At 68.0% G+C, this 20,565-nt stretch carries 21 protein-coding genes; 6 read left to right on the plus strand and 15 right to left on the minus strand.

The window, feature by feature from the left end; all coding sequences use genetic code 11:
* Positions 1-61: 61 nt before the first annotated feature.
* On the plus strand, positions 62-2,062 hold the full coding sequence (locus BEMPMBAN_RS28355) for a TPM domain-containing protein (RefSeq protein ID WP_159234815.1): 2,001 nt from the start codon (positions 62-64) through the stop codon (positions 2,060-2,062).
* A gap of 155 nt (positions 2,063-2,217) precedes the next feature.
* Complete coding sequence (locus BEMPMBAN_RS28360) at positions 2,218-3,096, plus strand: type IV toxin-antitoxin system AbiEi family antitoxin (protein ID WP_159234816.1); 879 nt, start codon at positions 2,218-2,220, stop codon at positions 3,094-3,096.
* A 69-nt stretch (positions 3,097-3,165) separates the two neighbouring features.
* Here BEMPMBAN_RS28360 and BEMPMBAN_RS28365 read toward each other — a convergent pair whose 3' ends face one another.
* Positions 3,166-4,581 (minus strand): glycine--tRNA ligase, encoded by a 1,416-nt coding sequence (locus BEMPMBAN_RS28365; protein ID WP_159234817.1) that lies wholly within the window; start codon positions 4,579-4,581, stop codon positions 3,166-3,168.
* A 98-nt stretch (positions 4,582-4,679) separates the two neighbouring features.
* On the opposite strand from BEMPMBAN_RS28365, the gene BEMPMBAN_RS28370 reads away from it, so the two are divergent.
* Positions 4,680-5,051: an ArsR/SmtB family transcription factor gene (locus BEMPMBAN_RS28370; RefSeq protein WP_159234818.1), complete on the plus strand. Its 372-nt coding sequence runs from the start codon at positions 4,680-4,682 to the stop codon at positions 5,049-5,051.
* Positions 5,048-5,449: a Fur family transcriptional regulator gene (locus BEMPMBAN_RS28375; protein ID WP_159234819.1), complete on the plus strand. Its 402-nt coding sequence runs from the start codon at positions 5,048-5,050 to the stop codon at positions 5,447-5,449. Before BEMPMBAN_RS28370 ends, BEMPMBAN_RS28375 begins: the two co-directional genes overlap by 4 nt.
* Here the strand turns inward: BEMPMBAN_RS28375 and BEMPMBAN_RS28380 are convergent.
* From BEMPMBAN_RS28380 to recO, 4 genes are read right to left on the minus strand one after another with little or no spacing between them, the layout of a single operon-like run.
* Positions 5,446-5,634, minus strand: a complete 189-nt coding sequence (locus BEMPMBAN_RS28380) for a hypothetical protein (RefSeq protein WP_159234820.1) — start codon at positions 5,632-5,634, stop codon at positions 5,446-5,448. The two genes, BEMPMBAN_RS28375 and BEMPMBAN_RS28380, sit on opposite strands and share 4 nt — an antisense overlap.
* 27 nt (positions 5,635-5,661) lie before the next feature.
* Positions 5,662-6,081, minus strand: coding sequence for a hypothetical protein (locus BEMPMBAN_RS28385; protein ID WP_159234821.1), 420 nt, complete (start codon positions 6,079-6,081; stop codon positions 5,662-5,664).
* A 7-nt stretch (positions 6,082-6,088) separates the two neighbouring features.
* Complete coding sequence (locus BEMPMBAN_RS28390) at positions 6,089-6,973, minus strand: decaprenyl diphosphate synthase (RefSeq protein WP_159234822.1); 885 nt, start codon at positions 6,971-6,973, stop codon at positions 6,089-6,091.
* Positions 6,918-7,751, minus strand: a complete 834-nt coding sequence (gene recO / locus BEMPMBAN_RS28395; RefSeq protein ID WP_159234823.1) for a DNA repair protein RecO — start codon at positions 7,749-7,751, stop codon at positions 6,918-6,920. The genes BEMPMBAN_RS28390 and recO overlap by 56 nt, the downstream gene beginning before the upstream one ends.
* A gap of 63 nt (positions 7,752-7,814) precedes the next feature.
* On the opposite strand from recO, the gene BEMPMBAN_RS28400 reads away from it, so the two are divergent.
* Both BEMPMBAN_RS28400 and BEMPMBAN_RS28405 read left to right on the plus strand, forming a co-directional pair.
* Positions 7,815-9,332, plus strand: a complete 1,518-nt coding sequence (locus BEMPMBAN_RS28400; RefSeq protein WP_159234824.1) for an amidase — start codon at positions 7,815-7,817, stop codon at positions 9,330-9,332.
* Positions 9,333-9,342: 10 nt separating this feature from the next.
* Positions 9,343-9,828 carry a CAP domain-containing protein gene (locus tag BEMPMBAN_RS28405; RefSeq protein ID WP_159234825.1) on the plus strand — a complete coding sequence of 162 codons (486 nt, stop codon included), beginning with the start codon at positions 9,343-9,345 and terminating at the stop codon, positions 9,826-9,828.
* 3 nt (positions 9,829-9,831) lie between these two features.
* On the opposite strand, the gene era is transcribed toward BEMPMBAN_RS28405, so the two are convergent.
* From era to hrcA, 10 genes are all read right to left on the minus strand, one after another.
* Positions 9,832-10,764, minus strand: coding sequence for a GTPase Era (gene era, locus BEMPMBAN_RS28410; RefSeq protein ID WP_159234826.1), 933 nt, complete (start codon positions 10,762-10,764; stop codon positions 9,832-9,834).
* 70 nt (positions 10,765-10,834) lie between these two features.
* Entirely contained in the window at positions 10,835-11,155 is a 321-nt protein-coding gene (locus tag BEMPMBAN_RS28415; protein WP_159234827.1) for a cytidine deaminase-like protein, read from the minus strand.
* On the minus strand, positions 11,152-12,459 hold the full coding sequence (locus BEMPMBAN_RS28420; protein WP_159234828.1) for a hemolysin family protein: 1,308 nt from the start codon (positions 12,457-12,459) through the stop codon (positions 11,152-11,154). Before BEMPMBAN_RS28420 ends, BEMPMBAN_RS28415 begins: the two co-directional genes overlap by 4 nt.
* Positions 12,456-12,992 (minus strand): rRNA maturation RNase YbeY, encoded by a 537-nt coding sequence (gene ybeY / locus BEMPMBAN_RS28425; protein ID WP_159234829.1) that lies wholly within the window; start codon positions 12,990-12,992, stop codon positions 12,456-12,458. The genes BEMPMBAN_RS28420 and ybeY overlap by 4 nt, the downstream gene beginning before the upstream one ends.
* An 11-nt stretch (positions 12,993-13,003) precedes the next feature.
* A complete protein-coding gene (locus BEMPMBAN_RS28430; protein ID WP_159234830.1) occupies positions 13,004-14,050 on the minus strand; it encodes a PhoH family protein in 1,047 nt (348 codons plus the stop codon).
* 81 nt (positions 14,051-14,131) lie between these two features.
* Positions 14,132-17,020: an MMPL/RND family transporter gene (locus BEMPMBAN_RS28435; RefSeq protein ID WP_159234831.1), complete on the minus strand. Its 2,889-nt coding sequence runs from the start codon at positions 17,018-17,020 to the stop codon at positions 14,132-14,134.
* Positions 17,020-17,439: an MmpS family transport accessory protein gene (locus BEMPMBAN_RS28440; RefSeq protein ID WP_159234832.1), complete on the minus strand. Its 420-nt coding sequence runs from the start codon at positions 17,437-17,439 to the stop codon at positions 17,020-17,022. The genes BEMPMBAN_RS28435 and BEMPMBAN_RS28440 overlap by 1 nt, the downstream gene beginning before the upstream one ends.
* 110 nt (positions 17,440-17,549) lie before the next feature.
* On the minus strand, positions 17,550-18,290 hold the full coding sequence (locus tag BEMPMBAN_RS28445) for a 16S rRNA (uracil(1498)-N(3))-methyltransferase (protein ID WP_159234833.1): 741 nt from the start codon (positions 18,288-18,290) through the stop codon (positions 17,550-17,552).
* A 6-nt stretch (positions 18,291-18,296) separates the two neighbouring features.
* Positions 18,297-19,442, minus strand: coding sequence for a molecular chaperone DnaJ (dnaJ, locus tag BEMPMBAN_RS28450; RefSeq protein ID WP_159234834.1), 1,146 nt, complete (start codon positions 19,440-19,442; stop codon positions 18,297-18,299).
* 44 nt (positions 19,443-19,486) lie between these two features.
* The gene (hrcA, locus tag BEMPMBAN_RS28455; RefSeq protein ID WP_159234835.1) at positions 19,487-20,518 is read right to left on the minus strand and encodes a heat-inducible transcriptional repressor HrcA; all 1,032 of its coding nucleotides are present in this window, start codon (positions 20,516-20,518) and stop codon (positions 19,487-19,489) included.
* Positions 20,519-20,565: the final 47 nt, after the last annotated feature.

Raw genomic sequence — 20,565 nt, forward strand, 5'->3', positions numbered from 1 at the left:
GCACAGTCTGCCAGCACTGCCGATCGGATCCTGACCACCGCCGCGCACTACATTGACGGATATGCGCATCGCCCGACTCATCGGCCTGCTGGTCGCCATCCTGACGACGACCGCCCTGGTGGCCCCCGGTGCCGCGGCGGCCCCGCCGCTGCGGCTTCCGGCGTACATCACCGACGACGCGAACGCCTTGGACGCGGCCGGCGAGGCCCGGGTGCAGAGCGCGATCGATCGGCTCTACGACGAGCAACGAATCCGGCTGTGGGTGGTCTTCGTCGAGGACTTCGCCGGCCAGCCCGCGCAGGCGTGGGCGCAATCCACCTATCAGCGCAGCGATCTGGGCGACCAGGACGCGATCCTGGCGGTCGCCACCGTGGACCGGGCGTACGCGTTCCTGGCGCCGACCGAGGCGCTGGGCGGCGTCGACATCGACGAGGTACGGCGCAACGACGTCGAACCGCTGCTGCGCACCGGCGACTGGGCCGGCGCGGCGGTTGCGGCCGCCGACGGCCTGGCCGACACCAGCCCGTCGGGTGGTTCGGGCAGCTGGGTGGGCATGCTCGTGCTCCTCGGGGTGATCGCGCTGGCGGTCGGTGCGCTGCTGCTGTGGCAGCGCCGCCGCAAGCGCAAGCGGCGCGAGGCCGAGTTCGCCGCCGCGCAGCGGGTGGACCCGTCCGACCCGAATGCCCTGGCGTCGGTGTCTGTCGACGCGCTCGACGACCTGTCCAAGAAGATCGTCGTCGAGGTGGACAACGAGGTGCGCACCAGCGAGAACGAGTTGACGCTGGCGGTCGAGGAATTCGGCGAGAAGGACACCACGGCGTTCACCCGCGCGGTGACCAACGCCAAGACCACGCTGGCGCAGGCGCTCAACGTGCGCCAGATTCTCGACGACGCGGTGCCCGAGACGCCGCAGCAGCGCCGCGACCTGCTGACCCGGGTGATCGTCGCCGCCGCCCGAGCCGACCAGGAACTCGAGGCCCAACGGGAGTCGTTCGCCCAGCTTCGTGACCTGGTGATCAACGCGCCCACCCGGCTGGACAAGCTGACCCAGCAGATGGTCGACCTGACCGCCCGGCTGGCCCCGGCCGAGCAGGCACTCGCCCGGCTGCACTCCCAATTCGCCGAGAGCGCACTCGTTTCGGTGGCCGACAACATCGACGAGGCCAAGCAGCGGCTGGAGTTCGCCGACCAGAACATCGGCACCGCCCGCGATCTGGTGTCGCGGCCGTCGAACCGGCAGATCGGCCTTGTGGACGCCATCCACGCGGCCGAGGCGGCACTGGGTCAGGCCCGCACGCTGCTCGACGCCGTGGACAGCGCGGGCACCGACATCAACCGGGCGGTGGCCGGTCTGCCCGCCGCGATCGCCGACATCCAGAACGGCATCAACCAGGCGGGAAACCAGCTCGCGCAGGGCGGCGTCGCGGTGGCCACCGAGCTCAGTTCCGCCCGCGACGACGCGGTGCAGGCGGTGGCGCACGCCCAGAGCGCGGGCAACTCCGACCCGCTCGGCGCGTTCACCCGGCTGACCCAGGCCGACGCCGAGTTGGACCGGCTCCTCGAAGAGGTGGCCCACGAACGGGAAACCACCGAACGCCTCAGCCGAACCTACGACCAGGCACTGTTCAACGCCCAGTCCCGGGTGCGCTCGGTCTCGGACTACATCGACACCCGCCGCGGCGTCGTCGGCCCCGAGGCGCGCACCCGGCTGTCGGAGGCGGTGCGCCAGTTGCAAGCCGCGCAGGACAAGCGGTCCACGAACCTGGCCGAAGCCACCGCCCACGCGAACGGCGCCGCGATGCTGGCCGCGCAGGCCCAGTCGCTGGCCAACTCCGACGTCGCTGCCGCCCAGCGCCACTTCAACGGACCGTACGGCGGCGGCGGTCGCGGGGGTGGCGGTCAGATGGGTGCCGTGATCGGCGGCATCCTCATCGGCAACGTGCTCTCCGGAGCGCTTCGCGGCGGGTTCGGCGGTGGCGGGTTCGGTGGTGGCTTCGGCGGCGGCGGCTTCGGCGGTGGAGGTGGCGGCGGCGGGTTCAGCGGCGGCGGCGGCCGCTTCTAGCTCCCGCGAGCGTGCGCGTCCGCGGCCGACACGCCGCCGCTCTCCCGAACTTTGCGCACGTTCGTCACCGCCGCCGTTGTCCCCAATTTCCCTTTGATCCCCAACCCGCGGGCTTGGGGCGCCGACGCCGGCTACCTCTGGTCACGATCGTCGACATGCTCGACGAATTGTTCGCCACCCAGGGTGGTGTCGCGACCACCGCCCAGCTGCTCACGGCATACAGCCGCAGCCGCCTCGACACAGCCATCCGCGACGGAGCGCTGCTCAAGGTGTGGCCGGGCGTCTACAGCCGCGAAGAACCCGACATCCTCATCAGATTGCGCGGTCTGGACCTCCGCGCCGGCGGACCCGTCGCAGTGTGCCTCGGCACGGCCGCCGCCGCGTACGGTTTCGACACCCAGGACACCACCGACCTACACGTGCTCACACCGCCGGGCCACCAGCTGCGCAACTCCGCCGGCCTTGTCGTGCACCGGCGCGACGGTGCCCCGCTGGGCACGATCGAGGGCCGCCCGGCCACCACACCGGAGTGGACCGCTGTCGAGGTCGCGCGATCTCTGCGACGTCCCAGAACTCTCGCAACGCTGGATGCGGCGTTGCGTAGCAACACCTGTGGCCGGCGGGGATTACTCGCGACTGCGGCCGCACAGGCTGGTCGACGCGGGATCGTTGCCGTGCGTGAGCTCATCCCGCTGGCAGATCCGCTGGCCGAATCTCCGATGGAGAGCGAGGCGCGCCTGGCCATGCTCGACGGCGGACTGCCGCCGCCGGTGTTGCAACACCGGATCATCGACCGAAACGGCAGGACGTGGCGCCTGGACTTCGCCTGGCCCGACCATCGTCTCGCGGTCGAATACGACGGGTTCGACTGGCACAGCGACCCAGATCAGTTCCGCCGCGATCGGCAGAAGCGCGCGGCGTTGACCGAGGTCGGCTGGTCACTGCTGTCAGTGGTGTCCGATGACGTGCGGAGACGGTCGCGGGACATGGTGCGCCGCATCGAGGTCGAGCTCGCGCGATCCCGTGCGGCGTGAGCGTGCGCAGAGTTGGGGAAATGTGCGGCGTGTCCGCCACTGACCCGCACGCTCGCGAGGGAAAGGAGCTCAGCAGCCCTTGAGGCGGACGGCCAGGTAGTCGGGTACCTGGGAGATCGCCACCCGCTCCTGGGTCATGGTGTCGCGCTCGCGGATGGTGACCGCGTGGTCGTCGAGCGAATCGAAGTCCAGCGTCACGCAGAACGGCGTGCCGATCTCGTCCTGACGGCGGTAACGCCGGCCGATCGCGCCGGCGTCGTCGAACTCGATGTTCCACGACGTACGCAGGTCGGCGGCCAGGTCCCGGGCCTTCGGCGACAGGTCGGCGTGCCGAGACAGCGGCAGCACCGCCGCCTTGACCGGCGCCAGCCGCGGATCCAACTTCAGCACGGTGCGCTTGTCGACGCCGCCCTTGGCGTTCGGTGCCTCGTCCTCGTGATAGGCGTCGACGAGGAATGCCATCAGCGACCGGGTGAGACCGGCTGCCGGCTCGATCACGTAGGGCACATACCTGGTGTCGGAGGCCTGATCGTAGAACGACAGGTCGACGCCGGAATGCTTTGAGTGCGTGGACAAGTCGAAGTTGGTGCGGTTGGCGATACCTTCGAGCTCACCCCACGGGTTGCCCGCGAAACCGAACTTGTACTCGATGTCGACGGTGCCGTCGGAGTAGTGGGACAACTTCTCCTTGGGATGGTCGTAGAGCCGCAGGTTGTCACGGTTGATGCCGAGGTCGACGTACCAGGCCAGCCGGGTGTCGATCCAGTACTGGTGCCACTCTCCGGCAGTGGACGGCTCGACGAAGAACTCCATCTCCATCTGCTCGAACTCGCGCGTGCGGAAGATGAAATTGCCGGGGGTGATCTCGTTGCGGAAGCTCTTGCCGATCTGGCCGATGCCGAACGGCGGCTTCTTGCGTGACGTGGTGACCACGTTGGCGAAGTTGACGAAGATGCCCTGCGCGGTCTCGGGCCGCAGATAGTGCAGACCTTCCTCGGTCTCGATCGGCCCGAGGTAGGTCTTGAGCATCATGTTGAAGTCGCGCGGCTCGGTCCACTGCCCCCTGGTGCCGCAGTCCGGGCACACGATGTCCGACATCTGCACCGAATCCGGATCCACGGCGGTGTCGCGCGTGCTCTTCTTCTCGGCGTACGCCTCCTGCATGTGATCCTGCCGGTGGCGCTTGTGGCAGTTCAGGCACTCGACCAGCGGGTCGTTGAACACCTCGACGTGACCGGAGGCCACCCACACGTCGCGGGGCAGGATGATCGCCGAGTCCAGGCCGACGACATCGTCGCGCCCGGTGACCACCGCGCGCCACCACTGCCGCTTGATGTTGTCCTTGAGCTCGACACCGAGCGGACCGTAGTCCCAGGCGGACTTGGTCCCGCCGTAGATCTCCCCGGACTGGTACACCAGCCCACGGCGTTTGGCCAGGTTTGCAACGGTGTCGATGATCGAGGAGGACGAGGAGGACGCAGCCACGGCTCCACAGCGTAGCGAGGCCGGTTGGGTGGTCGGGGCGCGGGCGAGGGCACCCCTGCTGGTTGACATGCGCAGTCGCGCATGTATCGTGGCATCAAATGAAAACCGTTTCCACTATGCCTGATTCGCCGGACGCGCACGACCCGGCCCTGGAAGCAGGCACGCCGCCCCCCGACCTGCCGCCACGCGAAGTACTGGACACCGCGGGCGACCTGCTGCGCGCACTGGGCGCACCGGTGCGCATCGCCATCGTGTTGCAACTGCGCGAAGATGCCCGCTGTGTCCACGAACTGGTGGATGCCCTGCACCTCCCACAGCCGCTGGTCAGCCAGCATCTGCGGATCCTCAAGGCTGCCGGTGTGGTCGACGGGGCGCGGTCAGGCCGGGAAGTGTTGTACCGCTTGGTCGATCACCACCTGGCTGACATCGTCGTCGCCGCTGTCAGCCATGCCGGGGAGGAGCAGCGATGACGGGCGCCATCCGGGCGACGCGCCAGCGCGCGGCCATCTCCGCGTTACTGGAGAACCTCGACGACTTCCGTTCGGCGCAGGAGTTGCACGACGAATTGCGCCGCCGTGGCGAGGGCATCGGCCTGACCACCGTGTACCGCACGCTGCAGCAGATGGCCGCGACCGGGGCCGTCGACACGTTGCGCACCGACACCGGCGAGTCGGTGTACCGGCTGTGCTCGGAGCACCACCACCACCACCTGGTCTGCCGGGCCTGCGGATCGACCATCGAGATCCAGGGCGGACACGTCGAGAAGTGGGCCGCCGAGATCGCCCGCGAACACGGCTTCACCGAGGTCAGCCACACCATCGAGATCTTCGGGCTGTGCCGCAAATGCGCCGCGGTGGCGGACAACTAACGCTTGAGGCCCCGCCACCCGGCGACGGCGACGATCACGCCGACGATCGCGATGATCGGCCCGAGAACGGTCCAGGTGGTGGTGTTGCTCATCGGGCTCCCCGACACCGCCCCGAGACCTTGGAAGAAGAACAGGAGACCGGCGAGGGTGACCACCACGCCGACAATGACCACCGTTGTACGCATACCCGCGACCCTAGTCGGGCCGCACCGTCACACGACCAGCGCGCGACGTACATCGGTGCCGGTGGCCAGCACCATCAGGATCAGCGTGCGCAGCGCGTCGTCGGTCAGGCCCGCGGCCGGGAAGTTGTAGCGCAGCAGCACGTCACCGGTCTTCTTGGAACGGCCCTTCTCGGGGCCTACCTGGGCACCGACCTTCTCCACCAGCGACACCGTGCCGAGCAGGGTGTCGTGGGCATGCTTGGCGACCCGGGCGCGGATCTTGCTGTCCAGCGGCAGATCCCACGCCAACACCTGGGTGAGCGACACCAGCTCGAGGTCCTGGGCGATCGGCACCACCCGCAGCGACGCGAAGGTATCGTCATGCTGCACCGTCAGGGCTCCGTCGTCCTCGTGCTGGACGGGCAGAATCTCCGCGAGGACAGCGGCGAGCCGGTCGTGCAACTCCATCAGACCGTCACGCCCTACCGAAGCGCCGGTTGCGGTGGACGTACTCCTCGCACGCAGCCCACAGATCCCGGCGGTCGTAGTCGGGCCACAGCTTGTCCTGGAAGACGTATTCGGCGTAGGCCGCCTGCCACAGCAGGAAGTTGCTCGCCCGCTGTTCGCCTGAGGTGCGGATGAACAGGTCGACGTCGGGGATGTCGGAGCGGTGCAGGTGCTTGGCGAAGGCCGCCTCGCTGATCCGGCCGGGGTTGATCTTGCCGTCCACCGCTTCCTGCGCGAGTTGACGCGCCGCCTCCACGATCTCGGTGCGACCGCCGTAGTTCACGCAGTAGTTGATGGTGATGACGTCGTTGTCGACGGTCATCTGCTCGGCGATGTCGAATTCCTTGATGACGCTGCGCCACATCCGGGGCCGGGAACCGACCCAGCGCATCCGCACGCCCATGTCGTTGAGGTTCTCGCGTCGCCGACGCACCACCTCGCGGTTGAAGCCCATCAGGAATCGGACTTCCTCGGTACTGCGCTTCCAGTTCTCGGTGGAGAACGCGTACACCGTCAGGTGCTTGACGCCGATCTCGATGGCGCCGCAGGTGATGTCGATGAGCACCGCCTCGCCCATCTTGTGCCCCTCGGTGCGGTGCAACCCGCGCTGGGTGGCCCACCGTCCGTTGCCGTCCATCACCACAGCGACGTGGCTGGGCACCTGGTCGGCCGGGATCTGCGGGGCGGCGGCCTTGGACGTGTGCTGCGGCGGGCGGGCGAATTTGCCGTTGGTGCGCGGCGGCAGCTCCGGAAAGACGACCGGCCAGCTCGACTTGTCCGGGAAGCTGGGGTAGTCGTCAGGCGCCGGGGGCAGCTGCGGGTAGCGGTTCTTCCCCGTCCGCTTGGTGGCCATGTGCTTCATCCTGCCCGATACCCCTACTGCTCATCCGGTCAGCCCGGTACACACGTTCGACCAGCGGCAACGTCCGAAGCTGCCGCTCCAGATGCCACTGCAGGTGCGCGGCGACGAGCCCGCTGGCCTGGCTGCGGTGCTGCGACTCGGACGCCTGCGCGTGCTCCCAGTCACCGTCGTGGAGCGCGACCATCAGGTCCAGCACGGCTTGCGGCGGTGTCACCGACCCGGACGGCCGGCAGTGCACGCACACACTCCCGCCCGCCGCGACGTGGAACGCCCGGTGCGGGCCGGGCGTCGCGCACCGGGCGCACTCGGTCAACGCCGGGGCCCACCCGGTGATGCCCATCGCCCGCAGCAGGTAGGCGTCCAGCACCAGTTCGCGGGGACGGTTGCCGTCGGCGACCGCACGCAGCGCCGCCACGGTCAGCCGGTGCAGCGCAGGCGCCGGGGCGCGCTCCTCCCCCGCGAGCCGCTCGGCGGTTTCGAGCACCGCGCAGGCACAGGTGTAGCGGCCGTAGTCGGAGACGATGTCAGAGGCGAACGCGTCGATCGCCTGGACCTGGGTGACGATGTCGAGATTGCGGCCCGGATGCAGCTGAACATCGATGTGCGCGAACGGTTCCAGCCTCGCCCCGAACTTGCTTCGGGTACGCCGCACGCCCTTGGCCACCGCCCGCACCAAACCGTGATCGCGGGTGAGCAGGCTCACGATACGGTCGGCTTCGCCGAGCTTGTGCTGGCGTAACACCACCGCACGATCCCGGTACAGACGCATTCGGCCAGTCTTGCATTGCCAACCGACTAAAACCGGTCCGCAGCGCCGATACTCTCGTAAGTGATGGTCAAGACTCCTCCCCGCCGTGATCGCCCCGCCGCCAGGTTCCCCACCCTGACTCACCAGCTCTATCAGCTGGCGAGTGGGAGTTGCACGTCCGGCGAGCTGGTACGCAGATCGCTGGAGGCCATCGAGGCGAGCCAGGACACACTGAACGCTTTCCGGGTGGTGCTCACCGATCAGGCCATCGCCGACGCCGCCGCCGCCGACCGTAAACGCGAGGCGGGCCAGGACATTTCGCGGTTCCCGTTGCTGGGCATCCCGATCGCGGTCAAAGACGACGTCGACGTCGCCGGCGTGCCCACCCGGTTCGGCACCGAGGGCCGGGTACGGGTCGCCGAGGCGGACTCCGAGGTGGTCCGGCGGCTGCGTGCCGCAGGCGCCGTGATCGTCGGTAAGACCAACACCTGCGAGTTGGGTCAGTGGCCGTTCACCAGCGGTCCCGGCTTCGGCCACACCCGTAACCCCTGGTCGCGAGAGCACACCCCGGGCGGCTCGTCCGGCGGCAGTGCCGCCGCGGTCGCGGCCGGCCTGGTGGCCGCTGCGATCGGGTCCGACGGTGCGGGAAGCGTCCGCATCCCGGCGGCCTGGACCCATCTCGTCGGCATCAAGCCGCAGCGGGGCCGGATCTCCACCTGGCCGCTGCCCGAGGCGTTCAACGGCATCACCGTCAACGGGGTGTTGGCCCGCACCGTGGCCGATGCCGCGCTGGTGCTCGACGCCGCCTCCGGCAACGCCGCCGGCGACCTGCACAAGCCGCCCCGGATCGAGGCGTCGGACTACGTGTCGCGTGCGCCGGGACCACTGCGGATCGCGCTGTCCACCAAGTTCGCGTTCGCCGGGTTCCGGCCCACCCTTCACCCCGAGATCAAGACCGCGCTGGAAGCCGTGGCCGGTCAGCTCGAACAGCTCGGCCACACCATCGTCGCGGCCGATCCGGACTACGACCTGCGGATGTCATGGAACTTCCTGGCCCGCTCCACCGCGGGCATCCCGGAGTGGGTCGAGCGGCTGGGCTACGGCGTCACGTTGGACAAGCGCACCCGGTCCAACGCCCGGATGGGTCAGCTGCTGTCCCAGCACATCCTGCGCAAAGCCCGAGCACACGAATCGGCCTCGCAGCGGCGGGTCGGCTGGATCTTCAACCTCGCCGACGTGGTGCTCGCGCCCACCACCGCCCAGCCCCCACCGAAAGTGGAGGCGTTCGACCAGCTCAGCGGACTGGCCACCGACCGCGCGATGATCCGCGCCTGCCCGGCGACGTGGCCGTGGAATCTACTCGGCTGGCCGTCGATCAACGTGCCTGCCGGGTTCACATCCGACGGCCTACCGATCGGGGTGCAGCTGATGGGCCCGGCGCACAGCGAACCCCTGCTGGTGTCACTGGCCGCCGCACTGGAGGCGATCAACGGCTGGGCGGCGCGGCAACCGCAGATCTGGTGGGAACCGCGTCCCCAGATCGCGCCCGACCCTGCCGCGAATCTGTCCGCTCCGCCCTCGATCGCCGACGAGGTCGCGTAAAGTCCCCGCTGTGACCAGCAGCAAGCTCGTGCGCGCTCTACCCGCGGTGGCGCTCGTGGGCGCCGCGATCGTCGGCACCCCCGCCGCCCAGGCCGACAACCGACGGCTCAACGAGAGCGTGGTGGTCAACGTCTACACGATCCAGCATCGCAACGACTGCGAGACCGAGATCAAGATCAACCCCCAGCTTCAGCTGGCCGCGCAGTGGCACACCAACGATGTGCTCCACAACCGCGCCCTGGGCGGCGACATCGGCTCCGACGGGTCGACTGTGCAGGACCGGGCGAACCGCGCAGGGTTCGTGGGCACGGTCGCCGAGACCGTGGCGATCAACCCGGCGTTGGCCATCAGCGGCGTCGAGATCATGAACCAGTGGTATTACCGACCGGACTACATGGCCATCATGTCGAACTGCGCCAACACCGAGATCGGGGTGTGGTCGGAGAACATCTGGGACCGCTCCGTCGTGGTGGCGGTCTACGGTCAGCCGGGCTAGTTCCTAGAAGCCGAGCCGCCCGAGCTGCTTGGGATCTCGCTGCCAGTTCTTCGCGATCTTGACCCGCAGGTCCAGATAGACCTTGGTGCCCAGCAGTTTCTCGATCTGCGTGCGGGCTGCGGTGCCCACCGCGCGAAGACGCTCGCCGCCCTTGCCGATCACGATGCCCTTCTGGGAGTCGCGCTCGACGAAGAGGACGGCGTGCACGTCGATGAGGGGCTGGTCCTCCGGGCGGCCCGGCCGCAACTCCATCTCTTCGATGACCACGGCCAGCGAATGCGGTAACTCGTCGCGGACCCCTTCGAGTGCCGCCTCCCGGATCAGTTCCGCGATCAGGGTTTCCTCGGGTTCGTCGGTGAGTTCGCCGTCGGGGTAGAACGCCGGGCCCGGCGGCAGCTGCGCGACCAGCACGTCGACCAGCACGTCGAGCTGCTCCCCGGACGTCGCCGACACCGGGACGATCTCGGTGTCGGGACTGGTGCCCGACCCCTCCTCCGCGCCGACGAACTCGCTGACGGCCATCAGCTGCGCGGCGACCTGCTCCTTGGACACCTTGTCCATCTTCGTGACGACCACCACCAGCGTGGTCCTCGGTGCGACCGCGCGGATCTGCTCGAGGATCCACCGGTCCCCCGGCCCGATCTTCTCGTCGGCAGGGATGCACAACCCGATCACGTCGACCTCCGAGTAGGTGCCTTTGACCAGGTCATTGAGGCGCTGCCCGAGAAGTGTCCGGGGGCGGTGCAGGCCCGGGGTGTCAACCAGCACGATCTGGAAGTCGTCGCGGTGCACGATGCCGCGGATGGTGTGCCGGGTGGTCTGCGGCCGGTTCGACGTGATCGCCACCTTGGTGCCCACCAAGGCGTTGGTCAGCGTGGACTTTCCGGTGTTCGGCCTGCCGACGAAACACACGAAGCCGGAACGGAACTCGGTCATCTCACCGTCCCTAGTGTGCGGTGAGAGTGTCCCGCAGGCCGAAATCGCGATCTGTGTGCACACTCGGCGGTCACGCGAGCACCGCGCCGGCCCGGTCGGTCACGATGATCACGGCATCGCCGAAGAGCTCGCGGACCGCGGCGACGCCGGGGTCGTCAGCCGATCCACCTGCGAGCACGGCCGCTTCCAGACCGGTTGCGCCACTGGCCACCGCGGCGGCGACAGCGGCTTGCAGCGCGGTCAACTCCAGAGCCGCCAGCGCGACCGGGGCACCCGCGTAGGTGCGGCCGTCGGCGTCGCGCACCGCCGCACCGGTCGCGGTCTCGGCCCTTGCCATCGCGCCGCGGGCCAGCACCACCAGCTTCGCGTCTTCGGGATCCAGCTCGGTCATCGGCGTTCTTCTCCGTCGTCATCGTCGTCGGGATCCGGTGCGACCGGGCTGACCAGCACAGTGCCGATCCGGACCCGCCCACGCGGGTCGGGGCCACCTTCGGCGCGCAACCGCAGCCCGTCCCATGTCACCTCGGCGCCGGGCAGCGGCACCCGTCCGAGCTCGAGCGCGACCAGACCCCCGACGGTGTCGACGTCGAGGTCCTCGTCGAACTCGACGTCGTAGAGCTCGCTGAGGTCTTCGATCGGCAGCCGCGCCGACACCCGGTAGGACAGGTCCCCCAGATCTTCAATCGGCGCCACCTCGTCGGTGTCGTATTCGTCGGCGATCTCGCCGACGATCTCCTCGAGCACGTCTTCGATCGTCACCAGACCGGCGATCGCGCCGTACTCGTCGACCAGCAGCACCATGTGCACCCGGTCGCGCTGCATCTCCCGCAGCAGCGCGTCCAGTGGTTTGGAGTCGGGCACGAACACCGGTTTGCGCATCACCTCCGACACCGACGTGTCACGACCGCCGTTGATCGAGTGGTAGGTGCGCTGCACCAGGTCCTTCAGATACACCACGCCGACGACGTCGTCGACGTTCTCGCCGATCACCGGGATCCGGGAATGCCCGCTGAGCACCGCCAGCGAGGTCGCCTGACCGGCGGTCTTGTCCCCTTCGATCCACACCATCTCGGTGCGCGGCACCATCACCTCACGCGCGGGGGTGTCCCCAAGCTCGAACACCGACTGGATCATCCGGCGTTCGTCGTCAGCCACCACCCCGCGCTGCTGGGCCATGTCGACCACCTCGCGCAGCTCGATCTCCGACGAGAACGGTCCGTTGCGGAAACCCCGGCCCGGGGTCAGCGCGTTGCCGATCAACACCAGCAGTCGGCTGACCGGGAGCAGCAGCACCGAGATCGCCTGCAGCGGAAGGGCTGTCAGCAATGCGATGGTGTAGGCGTTCTGTCTGCCCACCGTGCGGGGTCCGACGCCGATCGCCACGAAGCTGACCACCACCATGATTGCGGCGGCGGCGACCAGTCCCCACGTCACGCCGAGACCGCCGTCGAGGTAGGCCGCCAGCAGCACCGTGGCGCTGACCTCGCAGGTGATGCGCAGCAGCACGATGAGGTTGATGTAACGGGGCCGTTCGAGCATCACCGCGGCCAGCCGCACAGCACCCGGGCGTTCGTCGCGGACGAGTTCCTCGACCCGCGCCATCGACACGGTGCTCAGCGCGGCATCGATCGCCGCGAAAAGCCCACCGAAGGCGACCAGCACGATGGCGCTGATCAGCTGACCGACGGGGCTCACGGTTCGTCGAACAGTCGGGATCTGTCCACGAGCCGGCGGTCCTTCTCGACCTGCCGGTCCTGGTAGTAGGCCTCGACCTGGTCGGCCACCCACTCTTCGAGCAATTGGCGCTGCAGTGAGAACATCTCTTTTTCCTCGTCAGGCTCGGCGTGGTCGTAGCCCAGCAGGTGCAGGACACCGTGGACCGTGAGCAACGCCAATTCCTGACCCAGCGTGTGCCCGGCGTCCGCGGCCTGCTTGGCGGCGAACTCGGGACACAGCACGATGTCGCCGAGCATCGACGGCCCGGACTCCGGCGCATCGGGCCGGCCGCCGGGTTCGAGTTCGTCCATCGGGAAACTCATCACATCGGTCGGGCCCGGCAGGTCCATCCACCGCATGTGCAGGTCGGCCATCGCCGCGGTGTCGAGCAGCACCATCGACAGCTCCGCGGCCGGATTGACGTCCATCTTGCGGATGACGAACTGGGCGACGCTGATCAGTTCCTGCTCGGAGACGTCGATGCCCGATTCGTTGGCAACCTCGATACTCATGGGGAGCTCTGCTACCGCCTCGGTCTGCCCGTACTGGTCGAACGCCGCTGCGCACGGTTCATCAGGGTCGGCTCCTCGGATCTGGCGTAGGCGTCCACGATCTCGCCCACCAGGCGGTGGCGGACCACGTCGGCGCTGGTGAGTTCGGCGAAGTGGATGTCATCGATCCCGTCGAGGATGCGCATCGCCGCGCGCAGGCCGGACGCGGCGCCACCGGGCAGGTCGACCTGCGTGATATCGCCTGTCACAACGATTTTGGAGTCGAAGCCGAGCCGGGTGAGGAACATCTTCATCTGCTCTGCGGTGGTGTTCTGCGCCTCGTCGAGGATGATGAACGCATCCGAAAGGGTTCTGCCACGCATGTACGCAAGCGGCGCCACCTCGATGACCCCGGCGCTCATCAGCTTCGGGATCAGCTCGGGATCCATCATGTCGTGCAGCGCGTCGTAGAGCGGACGCAGGTAGGGGTCGATCTTCTCGCTCAGGGTGCCGGGCAGAAAGCCAAGGCGCTCACCGGCTTCCACCGCCGGGCGGGTCAGGATGATCCGGCTGACCTGCTTGGTCTGCAACGCGTTGACGGCCTTGGCCATCGCCAGGTACGTCTTGCCGGTGCCGGCCGGACCGATGCCGAACACGATGGTGTGCGCGTCGATCGCGTCCACGTAGCGCTTCTGGTTCAGCGTCTTGGGGCGGATCGTCTTGCCGCGCCGCGACAGGATGTCCAGGGTCAGCACCTCGGCCGGCGACTCGTCGACCGTGCCCGTCAGCATGGCCACGCTGTGGCGCACCGCATCCGGTGTCAGCGTCTGGCCACTGGAGACGACCTCGATCAGTTCCGAGATCGCCCGCTCGGCCAGCGCGACGTCGGCAGGTTCGCCGGAGACCGTGATCGCGTTTCCGCGGGCATGGATGTCGGCGCTGAGAAGATTCTCCAGGGCACGCAGGTTCTCATCGGAGGAACCGAGCAGGCCCACGATGAGGTCGGGCGGAACAGTCATGCTGCTGCGGACCGACGGCTCAGGCGTGTCCGAGGCGGCGTTCGTCTCGCGGGGGCTCACGTGTGGTTTTCTGCCTGCTTCCTGTGTCTCGACCCGAATCGAAAACTCAGTTTAGCGCCGCCGACCGTCACGTCCCAACGCTCAGGGCGGCGGCCCGACCGGCGTCGGCTCCGTCGTCTGCACCGGCCGCGGCCCAGGCGGCCGCAACGGCCGTTCGCGAACCACCACCGGCCACCAGAACCACCGGCCCAGCAGCGTGGCGATCGACGGCATCATGAACGCCCGCACCACAAACGTGTCGAACAGCAGGCCCAGTCCGATCGTGGTGCCGACCTGCGCGATCACCCGCAGGTCACTGACCACCATGGAGGCCATCGTCAGCGCGAAGACCACCCCCGCCAGCGTCACCACGCTGCCGGTGCCGCCGATCGCGCGGATGATGCCGGTCTTGATACCCGCGTCGATCTCCTCCTTGAACCGCGAGACCAGCAACAGGTTGTAGTCCGACCCGACGGCGATGAGCGCGATGATCGACATCACCAGCACCATCCAGTGCAGCTCGATGCCGATGATGTGCTGCCAGATCAACACCGAGACCCCGAACGACGCGCCCAGCGAGAGCATCACGGTACCGACGATGACCAGCGAGGCAACCAGGCTGCGGGTCAGCAGCAGCATGACCATCAGCACCAGGCTCAGCGCGGCGAGGACGGCGATCATCATGTCGTAACGGGACCCGTCCGACATGTCCTTGAACGTCGCCGCGGTACCCGCGAGCTGGATCGTGGCGTCTTCCAGCGGGGTGCCCTTCAACGCTTCGATCGCCGCGACCTTGATCGGTTCGACCCGGGCAAGCGCCTCGGGTTCGGTCGGGTCGCCGCGGTGGGAGACCAGCATTCGCACCGTCTTGCCGTCGGGCGAGAAGAAACTCTCCATCGCCTGTTGGAAGTCCTTGTTGTCGAACACTTCCGGCGGCAGATAAAAGGAGTCGTCGTTTCTGGCCGCATCGAACGACTTCCCCATCGCCGTGGAGTTCTCGCTCATCTCGTCCATCTGATCGTAGAAGCCGCCCATGGTGGCGTAGGTGGTCAACATCATGTGACGCATGCTCTCCATGGTCTCGATCATCGGCGGGAACGTCGCGAGCATCTGCGGCAACAACGTCCGCATCGTCTCCATGTTCACCAGCGCCTTGTCGAACGAGTCGGTCATGGTGCTGATGCCGTCCATCGAATCGAACAGCGACCGGAACGTCCAGCACATCGGGATGTTGTAGCAGTGCGGTTCCCAGTAGAAGTAGTTGCGGATCGGACGGAACTGGTCATCGAAGTTGGCGATCATGTCGCGGACCTGATGCACCGTCTGCTGCATCTCGGTGAAGTCGTCGATCATCACCGTGGTGACGTTCGACAACTGCGTCATCAGCCCGTACATGGTGTGCATCGTCCCGATCGTGCGGCCCAGGTCGTCGGCCTGGACACGCATGTCCGCCATCCGGTCCTGCATCAGCTTCATGTTCTGCTGCTGACCGACGCCCTGCATGCTGATCAGGAACGGGATCGAGGTGTTCTGGATCGGCGCACCGTCCGGACGGGTCGGGGCCTGCACGCGTGCGACGCCCTCGACCCCGAAGACCCGCTTGGCGAGGCGGTCCAATACCAGGAAGTCGGTCGGGTTGCGCAGGTCGTGGTCGGCCTCGACGAGGAGGATCTCCGGGCTCATCCGGGACAGCGAGAAGTGTTCGGTCGCAGCCTCCAACCCGGCATTGGCCGGAATGGACTCCGGGATATAGCGGGTGTCGTCGTAGCTGGTCTGGTAGCCCGGCAGCGCGGCCAACCCGATGAAGGACAACGCCAGCGACGCCACGAGTATCGGCCCGGGCCAGCGGACCACCGTGGTGCCGACACGACGCCAGGCGCGGATCCGCATGGCGCGCTTGGGCTCGAGGAGACCGAACCGGCTGCCGACGGTCACGACGGCCGGTCCGAGGGTGAGCGCGACGGCCATCCCGGCCAGAGTGCCCACCCCGCACGGCACCCCCATGCTCTGGAAGTAGGGCATGCGCGTGAACGACAGGCAGAACATCGCACCGGCAATGGTCAGACCGGACCCCAGCACGACGGGCGCCGTGCCGTGGAACATCTCGTAGTAGGCCTCTTCATGGGTGGCGCCGGAGGTTCGGGCCTCCTGATAACGGCCGACGAGGAAGATCGCGTAGTCGGTGCCCGCCGCCACAGCCAGCGAGATCAACAGGTTGGTCGCGAACGTCGACAGACCGATCAACTCGTAGTGGGCCAGCGCAGCGACGACACTTCGTGCCAGCCCCAACTGGACCAGAACCACCGCCAGCAGCAGCAGCACGGTCGAGATCGAGCGGTAGAAGAACAACAGCAGCACGGTGATCACCACGAAGGTGACCATCAGCACGAGCGCCATGCTGCGCTCACCGGCGATGTTGACGTCGGCGGTCAATGGCGCCGGCCCGGTGACATGCACCCGCACCCCGGGCGGCGGTGGTGAATTGGCGACGATGTCCCGGACCGCTGCTACGGCCTCGTTCGACTCGGCCTCGCCCATGTTGCCGGCGAGGTTCAGCGTCGCGTACGCCGCTCGGCCGTCCGAGCTCTGCGCGGCCGCCTCGGTCAGCGGGTCACCCCACATGTCCTGGATGTTGCGAACATGATCGTCGGCGCCTTGCAGGCTGGCGATCAGGCCGTCGTAGTAGTCGTGCGCATCGTCACCGAGGGGTTTCTCGTTCTCGCTCTCCAGCACGATCAACGCGATCGAATCCGAGTCGGCCTCCTCGAAGAGCCGGCCCATGTCGGCCATGGCCTGCATCGACGGCGCATTACTCGGGCTCATCGAGACCGAATTCTCGGCAGCGACGACCTCCAGTTGAGGCACGAGCACGTTCAGGGCAACAAGCAGAAGCGTCCAACCCACGATGATGGGGATCGCCAACCGTCGGATCCACTGCGCGAGGAACCTCGGGCGGCGCAGCTCCTCGCTGCGGTTGCCGGCGACGGTCATCACGCCGCCTTCGTGAAGCAGTAGATGTAGGCGCTGACGTTACTGATGGTGCGTTCGTCCTTGACTTCTCCGTCGGCAGTGATCCGACATCCGATGAAGTCGCCGTTTCCCTGCGCCACGATGTTTCCCGACATCGCCGGGGAGTCGGTCTCGATGTCGATCGACCACGGCAGGGCGGCACCCACAAGCTGGTTGGGGTCGCCCTCGGCGTCGACGTAGTTGATGTCGGCGACCGCGCCCGATTCCCCCCAGACCTCGTATCGCACGATCTTCGGGTCGGACTTGTTGGAGTCCTCGGTTATGCTCCCCGCATACGTGGGCAGCTGCTGGGAGCCGAAAATGCCGCGGATCCGCCACACGCTGAACGCGCCGACAGCGAGCACGACCACCAAGACGAGCGGTATCCACGCTCGTGCCAAACGGGTGAGAATCAGAAGTCCTTCGCCCTCGGGTGCTTCATCTGGGTCATTCAGAAGGGAAGGCTAACCTATCTAAAGGTGGGCGAGGCAGCTACCCCCCGGGGGTGTGGTCAGTGCCAACGTTGCGTCAGCACTCCGAGCGCACCCAGCGCCACCGCGGCGGCCGTCGACGTCCGTAACACCGTCGGCCCCAACCGGACCGCGACCGCGCCGGCCTCCGTCAGCTCCGCCAGCTCGGCGTCGGCGATGCCGCCTTCGGGCCCGACGACCAGGGTCAGCGCCTCCGCCTGTGCCAGCGCCACCTCGGTGAGGGGGCCGGCGGCCGACTCGTGCAGCACCAGCACCGTGGCCGGCTCGGCGGCACGCACCCGGTCGACGAGTTCGGCGGTCGACACCACACCGTCGACGGCGGGAATGTAGGGCCGGCGGGACTGCCGAGCGGCCGAGCGCGCCACCGCCCGCCAGCGCCGCAGGCCCTTCTCGACCTTTGCAGGTCCGTCCCACCGAGCCACACATCGCGACGCCTGCCACGCCACGAACGCGTCGGCTCCCACCTCCGTGGCGAGTTCGACGGCGAGCTCGGAGCGCTCGGATTTGGGCAATGCCTGCACCACGGTGATCTCCGGAACCGGACGCTGCACCTGGTGACGCTCCTGCACCCGGGCCGACAGCCGACCCTTCGCGACGTCCTCGACGACGCAGTGCGCGAGGGCGCCCGCGCCGTCGCTCAGGTCGAGATGTTCCCCAGGGCGGGTTCGGCGCACGTTGGCAGCGTGGAAGCCCTCGTCGCCGTCGACGACGGCGAGGTCACCGACCGGGGGCACCGCGTGGACGTAGAAGAGACTGCGCACTGCGCGCTAGCGGCCGGTAAACGTTTCGCGCAGCCGGTTGAACAGACCGCCGCCGTGCGACGAGTTGTTGCTGTGGGCGGTGCGCACCTCGGCGATGCCTTTGGTGCGCTCCTTGAAGGCCCGCAACAGCTCGATGTCGTCGTGGTCGAGCCGCGACGGAACCACGACGTCGATGTGGGCGTGCAGATTGCCGCGGACACCGGAGCGCAGGTGCGGCATGCCGTGGCCGCGCAGCGTGGTGACCGAGCCGGGTTGGGTCCCGGCGCCGACGGTGATCTCGATGGGGCCGTCGATGATCGCGTCGACGGTGACCGAGGTGCCCAGCGCCGCGTCGACCATCGGCACCGAGATCGTGCAGTGCAGGTCGTCACCGTCGCGGACGAACACGTCGTGTGGCTTCTCGTGGACCTCGACGTACAGGTCGCCTGCGGGTCCGCCGCCGGGCCCGACCTCGCCCTGCGCGGCCAGCCGCACCCGCATCCCGTCCCCCGCCCCGGCGGGGATCTTGACGCTGATGTCGCGGCGGGCACGCACCCGACCGTCCCCGGCGCACCGATTGCACGGGTCCGGGATGACCTCGCCGACGCCACCGCACACCGGACAGGGACGAGAGGTCATCACCTGTCCCAGCAGGGAGCGCTGCACGGTCTGGATCTCGCCCCGTCCGCCGCAGGTGTCACAGGACACCGGAGTGGAGTTGCCGTGGGTGCCCTTGCCCTGGCACAGGTCGCAGAGCACCGCGGTGTCGACCGTCACCTGTTTGGTCACCCCGGTCGCGCACTCCTCGAGGTCCAGCCGCATCCGCAGCAACGAGTCGGAACCGGGACGAACCCGCCCGGTCGGCCCGCGCGAGGCGGCACCGCCGCCGAAGAACGCCTCGAACACGTCCCCGAGACCGCCGAACCCGGAGAAGCCACCGCCGCCGGCGGCCGCGGATTCCATCGGATCGCCACCGAGATCGACGATCCGGCGCTTCTCCGGATCGCTGAGCACCTCGTAAGCGACGCTGATCTCCTTGAACCGGGCCTGCGCGGCCTCGTCGGGATTGACGTCGGGGTGCAGCTCGCGAGCGAGCTTGCGATAGGCGCGCTTGATCTCCGAGTCACTCGCACCGCTGCTCAACCCGAGCAGCCCGTAATAGTCGCGTGCCACGCTCAACCTTTCCCACCCGCTGATCTGTCCGAAACGAACACCGATCAGCGGCTACCTAGGACCTCGCCAATATAGAGAGCAACCGCGGCGACGTTGGCGATGGTTCCCGGATAGTCCATCCGAGTGGGACCCACCACACCCATGCCGCCGAACACCTTGCCCGAACTACCGTATGCCGTGCTGACCACCGAGGTGCCGGCCATCTGTTCGGCCTCTGTTTCATGACCGATCCGGACGGTGACCTTACCCGCCTCCTGCTGCGCGGCGAGCAGCCGCAGTACCACGACCTGCTCCTCGAGCGCTTCGAGGACCGAGCGCAGCGAACCCCCGAAATCCGCGGTGTTGCGGGTGAGGTTGGCAGTGCCGCCCAACATCAGCCGCTCCTCGCTGTGTTCGACCAGCGACTCCACCAGAACGGTCGCCGACCTGCCGACCGCATTGGCGAGGCGACCCTGGCCGTTGAGCTGTGAGGCCAGATCGGAGACCGCGATGGAGGCGGCGGCCAGGGGCTTGCCCTCCAGCGCCTGCCCGAGGAGGTCGCGCAGCTGGGACAGCTCGACGTCGTCGATGCCGTCGCCCAGCTCGACGATCCGCTGGTCCACCCGGCCGGAGTCGGTGATCACCACCAGCAGCAGCCGCGCCGGCGTCAGCGCCACCACCTCCAGATGCCGCACCGACGACGTCGACAGCGTCGGGTACTGCACGATCGCGACCTGGCGGGTCAGCTGGGCGAGCAGTCGCACCGCACGGCGCAGCACGTCGTCCAGATCGACCCCGGACTCCAGGAACTTCAGGATCGCGCGCCGCTCCGCGCTGGACATCGGTTTGACGTTGTCGAGCCGGTCGACGAACTCGCGGTAGCCCTTCTCGGTGGGCACCCGGCCCGAGCTGGTGTGCGGCTGGGCGATGTATCCCTCCGCCTCCAGCACCGCCATGTCGTTGCGCACCGTCGCGCTCGACACCCCAAGGTTGTGACGCTCGACCAGGGACTTGGAACCGATGGGCTCCTTGGTCGAGACGAAGTCGGCAACGATCGCGCGCAGCACCTCGAATCGACGATCGTCAGCGCTACCCATTGTTCACCCACCTCTCGTCGGCCGTACCGGTCGACGTTCAGTTTACG

Origin of the sequence: Mycolicibacterium austroafricanum, assembly GCF_902705885.1 — a bacterium.
Taxonomy (GTDB): domain Bacteria; phylum Actinomycetota; class Actinomycetes; order Mycobacteriales; family Mycobacteriaceae; genus Mycobacterium; species Mycobacterium vanbaalenii_A.

Excerpts from the sequence above, each read along its gene's own strand:
- BEMPMBAN_RS28355 (WP_159234815.1), top strand. The coding sequence starts at position 62 with ATGCGCATCGCCCGACTCATCGGCCTGCTGGTCGCCATCCTGACGACG.
- BEMPMBAN_RS28435 (WP_159234831.1), bottom strand. The coding sequence starts at position 17,020 with ATGACCGTCGCCGGCAACCGCAGCGAGGAGCTGCGCCGCCCGAGGTTC.
- recO (WP_159234823.1), bottom strand. The coding sequence starts at position 7,751 with ATGCGTCTGTACCGGGATCGTGCGGTGGTGTTACGCCAGCACAAGCTC.
- hrcA (WP_159234835.1), bottom strand. The coding sequence starts at position 20,518 with ATGGGTAGCGCTGACGATCGTCGATTCGAGGTGCTGCGCGCGATCGTT.
- BEMPMBAN_RS28370 (WP_159234818.1), top strand. The coding sequence starts at position 4,680 with ATGAAAACCGTTTCCACTATGCCTGATTCGCCGGACGCGCACGACCCG.
- BEMPMBAN_RS28385 (WP_159234821.1), bottom strand. The coding sequence starts at position 6,081 with ATGGAGTTGCACGACCGGCTCGCCGCTGTCCTCGCGGAGATTCTGCCC.
- ybeY (WP_159234829.1), bottom strand. The coding sequence starts at position 12,992 with ATGAGTATCGAGGTTGCCAACGAATCGGGCATCGACGTCTCCGAGCAG.
- BEMPMBAN_RS28360 (WP_159234816.1), top strand. The coding sequence starts at position 2,218 with ATGCTCGACGAATTGTTCGCCACCCAGGGTGGTGTCGCGACCACCGCC.
- era (WP_159234826.1), bottom strand. The coding sequence starts at position 10,764 with ATGACCGAGTTCCGTTCCGGCTTCGTGTGTTTCGTCGGCAGGCCGAAC.
- BEMPMBAN_RS28375 (WP_159234819.1), top strand. The coding sequence starts at position 5,048 with ATGACGGGCGCCATCCGGGCGACGCGCCAGCGCGCGGCCATCTCCGCG.
- BEMPMBAN_RS28400 (WP_159234824.1), top strand. The coding sequence starts at position 7,815 with ATGGTCAAGACTCCTCCCCGCCGTGATCGCCCCGCCGCCAGGTTCCCC.
- BEMPMBAN_RS28380 (WP_159234820.1), bottom strand. The coding sequence starts at position 5,634 with ATGCGTACAACGGTGGTCATTGTCGGCGTGGTGGTCACCCTCGCCGGT.
- BEMPMBAN_RS28390 (WP_159234822.1), bottom strand. The coding sequence starts at position 6,973 with ATGGCCACCAAGCGGACGGGGAAGAACCGCTACCCGCAGCTGCCCCCG.
- BEMPMBAN_RS28415 (WP_159234827.1), bottom strand. The coding sequence starts at position 11,155 with ATGACCGAGCTGGATCCCGAAGACGCGAAGCTGGTGGTGCTGGCCCGC.